The organism is Humidesulfovibrio sp., from assembly GCF_035560995.1.
Classification (GTDB): Bacteria; Desulfobacterota; Desulfovibrionia; order Desulfovibrionales; family Desulfovibrionaceae; genus Humidesulfovibrio.
This window is the reverse complement of the sequence record NZ_DATMYK010000012.1, coordinates 1-4,090: the sequence shown is the minus strand read 5'-3', so window position 1 is coordinate 4,090 and position 4,090 is coordinate 1. Positions and strand designations below refer to the sequence as shown.

Below are 4,090 nucleotides of genomic sequence, written 5' to 3'. Positions count from 1 at the left end.
ATCAAGAACGGCGTGCTCGCCGCCATCGAGGTCATGAACGCCGAGATGGGCCCCCTTGGCCCCGTGACGCTCCAGGCCGAAGACGACGCCTGCGACCCGCGCCAGGCCGTGGCCGCCGCCAACAAGCTCATCAACGAGAAGGCCGCCGCCGTCATCGGCGCGTACTGCTCCAGCGCCACCATCCCGGCTTCCGAGCCCCTCATCGCCGCCAAGATCTTCATGATCACCCCGGCCTCCACCAGCGAAAAGGTCACCGAGCGCGGCATGCCCTACATGTTCCGCACCTGCGGCCGTGACGACGACCAGAGCAAGGCCGCCATCAAGTTCATGACCGACCAGCTGAAGTCCAAGACCGTCTACATCGTGGACGACAAGACCACCTACTCCCAGGGCTTGGCCGACAACGTCGAGAAGATGGCCGCCGCCGCCGGTCTCAAGGTGCTGGGCCACGAGCACGTGAACCAGGGCGACAAGGACTACTCCGCCGTTCTGACCAAGGTGAAGGCCGCCAAGCCCGACGTCTTCTACGTCAGCCTGCAGAACAGCGCCTCCGCCGCCCCCATGCTCATCCAGATCGCCCGCATGGGCATCAAGACCAAGATCCTCGCCCAGGACGCCGTGTACCATCCGCAGCTGATGGAACTGGCCAAGAAGGACGCCGAGGGCGTGTACCTGACCTTCGGCTACACCGACAAGGAGACCCCGGCCTACAAGAAGTTCGCCGAGGCCTACAAGAAGTTCGGCGAGCCCGGCGCTTACTCCGCCTATGCCTACGACTCCACCACCGCGTACCTGAAGGCCGTGAAGGCCGCCGGCGGCACCGACCCCGAGAAGGTCAAGGCCGAGCTCATGAAGCTTGAGTTCGACGGCGCCTCCAAGAAGATCAAGTACAAGGAGAACGGCGATTCCGGCTCCAACTACGTGATCCAGGTCGTCAAGGACGGCAAGTTCACGAACTACTGGAACCCCGAGAACGGCCAGCTGTTCGCGAAGTAGTCCCCCCTGTTTTAATCGAGTGAACTCATGGCGGAGGCCCTTCGGGGCCTCCGCTTGTAAAAGGCGCGAATACAAGTGGAATTCCTTCTCCAGCAGCTCGTGAACGGCATCACCCTGGGCGGGGTGTACGCCCTGGTGGCCCTGGGCTACACCATGGTCTACGGCATCATCCAGCTCATCAACTTCGCCCACGGCGAGATCTACGCCGCCGGCGGCTACATGGGCGTCATCCTCATCAGCTGGATGTTCGCGCAGGGCTTCCCCCCTGCCGTATGCCTTGGCGCGGCCCTTGTGCTGGCCATGGGCTACTGCGCGCTGCTCGCCATGGCGGTGGAGAAAGTGGCCTACAAGCCCCTGCGCCAATCCTCCCGACTGTCCGTGCTGCTCTCCGCGCTCGGCATGTCCATATTTCTGCAGAACGGCCTCATGCTCACCCAGGGCGTGTACGACCGCGCCTACCCCGGCGAGATGGTCCAGGGCGGTTTCGAGGTCGGCGGCGCCGTGGTGTCCTACATGCAGGTCATCATCGTGGGCGTCACCGCCGTGCTCCTCGTGGCGCTGAACCTCCTGGTGTTCAAGACGCGCATCGGCAAGGCCATGCGCGCCACGGCCCAGGACAAGACCATGAGCGCGCTGGTCGGCATCAATTCCAGCCGCATCATCAGCCTGACCTTCGCCATCGGCGCGGGGCTGGCCGCGGCCGCAGGCATCATGGTGGGCCTGTACTACGGCTCCGTGCGCTACGACATGGGCTTCGTGCCCGGCGTGAAGGCCTTCTCGGCCGCAGTGCTCGGCGGCATCGGCAACATCACCGGGGCCATGCTCGGCGGGCTCATCATCGGCATGATCGAGGTCTTTGCCGCAGGCTATATTTCCAGCGAATACAAAGACGTGTTCGCCTTCATCATCCTCATCGCAGTTTTGTATTTCATGCCCACGGGCATCATGGGAGAGAACGTTGACGATACGCGCGTCTAAGCTCTGGCTGGGCTATGCCCTGGCCATGGCCTGGTTCTATGTGCTGCTCTGGCCGCTTCTGGGCATCAAGGCCGAGGGGCTGGAGTTCGCCCAAAGCTTCGCCATCTGGGCCAAGGTTGCCGTGGCCGCGGCCATTGTTCTGGTTCTGTACCAGCTCAAGCAGGGCGGCGTGTTCCGCTTCCTGGAAGCCCCGGGCCAGGCCGCCTCGCGCGCAGCCTCCGCCCTGGCGGGCCGCGTGCCCACTTGGCTGGCCCTGGCCGTGGTGGCCGCCTGCGCCGTGGCCTTCCCCTTCTTCACGGAGCGCTATGCCCATGACGTGGCCATCAGCGTGCTGGTGTACGTCATCCTGGGCCTGGGCCTGAACGTCGTCGTGGGCCTGGCGGGCCTGCTCGACCTCGGCTACATCGCCTTCTTCGGCGTGGGGGCCTACACCTATGCGCTGATGTCCGTGCACTTCGGCCTGTCCTTCTGGCTGTGTCTGCCCCTTTCCGGCTGCTTCGCGGCCGTGGCGGGCTGCATCATCGGCTACCCCACCCTGCGCATGCGCGGCGACTATCTGGCCATCGTGACCTTGGGCTTCGGCGAGATAGTGCGCATCGTCATCAACAACTGGATGAGCCTGACCAACGGCCCCAACGGCGTGCTGGGCATCAAGTCCCCGGGCGCTTACTGGTACAAGGATGGCAGTTTCGAGCACATCTGGCTGAACAGCCTGGAGCAGCTCTACTACATCATCCTTGCGCTGGCGGTATTCACCATCATCGCCGTGTACCGCCTGAACTATTCGCGCATCGGGCGCGCGTTCGAGGCCGTGCGCGAGGACCAGACCGCGGCCGAGCTCATGGGCGTGAACACCCTGCGCCTGAAGCTTCTGGCCTACGCCTTGGGCGCGGTGTTCGGCGGCCTGGCCGGCACCTTCTTCGCCGCGCGCATGAAGTTCGTCAGCCCGGAGTCCTTCACCTTCATCGAGTCGGCCATGGTGCTGGCCATGGTGGTCTTGGGCGGCATGGGCTCCATCCCCGGCGTCATCCTGGGCTCGCTGGCGCTCATCGCCCTGCCCGAGGTCTTCCGCGGGTTCGAGCTGTACCGCATGTTCGTGTTCGGCGGCGTCATGGCCATCATGATGCTCTTCCGCCCCAGGGGCCTTTGGCCCGCCAAGCGCATGGGCGTTCGCAGCGAGGAGAAGGACTAGACCATGACCAGCCCCACCCCCATCCTCGAACTGAAGAACGTCACCAGCGCGTACGGCCGCATCAAGGCCATCAAGGACCTGTCCCTCAAGGTCTACCCCGGCGAGGTGGTCAGCATCATCGGCGCCAACGGCGCGGGCAAAAGCACCACCCTCATGAGCATCTGCGGGGTGCTCAAGCCCGTTTCCGGCGAGGTCTGGTACGACGGCCAGCGCATCGACGGCCTGGCCGCGGATCTCCTGCCCTCGCGGGGCTTGTGCCAGGTGCCGGAAGGCCGCCGCATCTTCCCCCGCCTGACGGTGGAGGAGAACCTGGACATGGGCGCGTTCTTCCGCAAGGACACCGACGCCATCAACCACGACAAGAACCGCGTGTTCCAGATGTTCCCCATTTTGCTGGAGCGCCGCAAACAGCACGGCGGCACCCTTTCCGGCGGCGAGCAGCAGATGCTGGCCATGGGCCGCGCGCTCATGAGCCGCCCCAAGCTGCTCCTGCTCGACGAACCCAGCCTGGGCCTGGCCCCGCTCATCGTGCAGCAGATCTTCCGCATCATCCGCGAGATCAACGAAGTGGACGGCGTGACCGTGGTGCTGGTGGAGCAGAACGCCAACCTGGCGCTGAAGTCCTCCAGCCGCGGCTACGTGCTGGAAACCGGCAATGTGGTCATGGAGGACGACGCGGCGGCGCTGCTCGCCAACCCGGCCATCCGCGCGGCCTATCTGGGCGAATAGCCTCGCAAAACCAGCCCGGCTGGCGACGTTTGGAACAGCGAACAAACAGCCCGGGAACAGGTCACGAACAGGCCACGCACAGGTTAGGAACAGAGTTCTCCACAGTTTTGTTCAAACTTCCAATCCCCGGCGCCGCATGGTTCCGGGGATTTTTCACGCCCGCCGCCAGAGCCTTGACCCGCCCCCGCCCCCCCC

4 protein-coding genes are annotated in these 4,090 nt (G+C 64.7%); all 4 read left to right on the top strand.

Going from position 1 to position 4,090, the window contains the following annotated elements; all coding sequences use genetic code 11:
• Positions 1-996, top strand: a 996-nt coding sequence (locus tag VN419_RS00370; RefSeq protein ID WP_325643255.1) for a branched-chain amino acid ABC transporter substrate-binding protein, incomplete at its 5' end; no start/stop codon positions are given.
• Positions 997-1,071: 75 nt separating this feature from the next.
• Positions 1,072-1,974: a branched-chain amino acid ABC transporter permease gene (locus tag VN419_RS00365; RefSeq protein WP_325643253.1), complete on the top strand. Its 903-nt coding sequence runs from the start codon at positions 1,072-1,074 to the stop codon at positions 1,972-1,974.
• A complete protein-coding gene (gene livM, locus VN419_RS00360; RefSeq protein ID WP_414652892.1) occupies positions 1,955-3,166 on the top strand; it encodes a high-affinity branched-chain amino acid ABC transporter permease LivM in 1,212 nt (403 codons plus the stop codon). Before VN419_RS00365 ends, livM begins: the two co-directional genes overlap by 20 nt.
• Positions 3,167-3,169: 3 nt before the next feature.
• Complete coding sequence (locus VN419_RS00355; RefSeq protein ID WP_325643251.1) at positions 3,170-3,895, top strand: ABC transporter ATP-binding protein; 726 nt, start codon at positions 3,170-3,172, stop codon at positions 3,893-3,895.
• Positions 3,896-4,090: the final 195 nt, after the last annotated feature.

Coding starts and splice junctions, on each gene's coding strand:
- VN419_RS00355 (WP_325643251.1), top strand. CDS start 3,170: ATGACCAGCCCCACCCCCATCCTCGAACTGAAGAACGTCACCAGCGCG.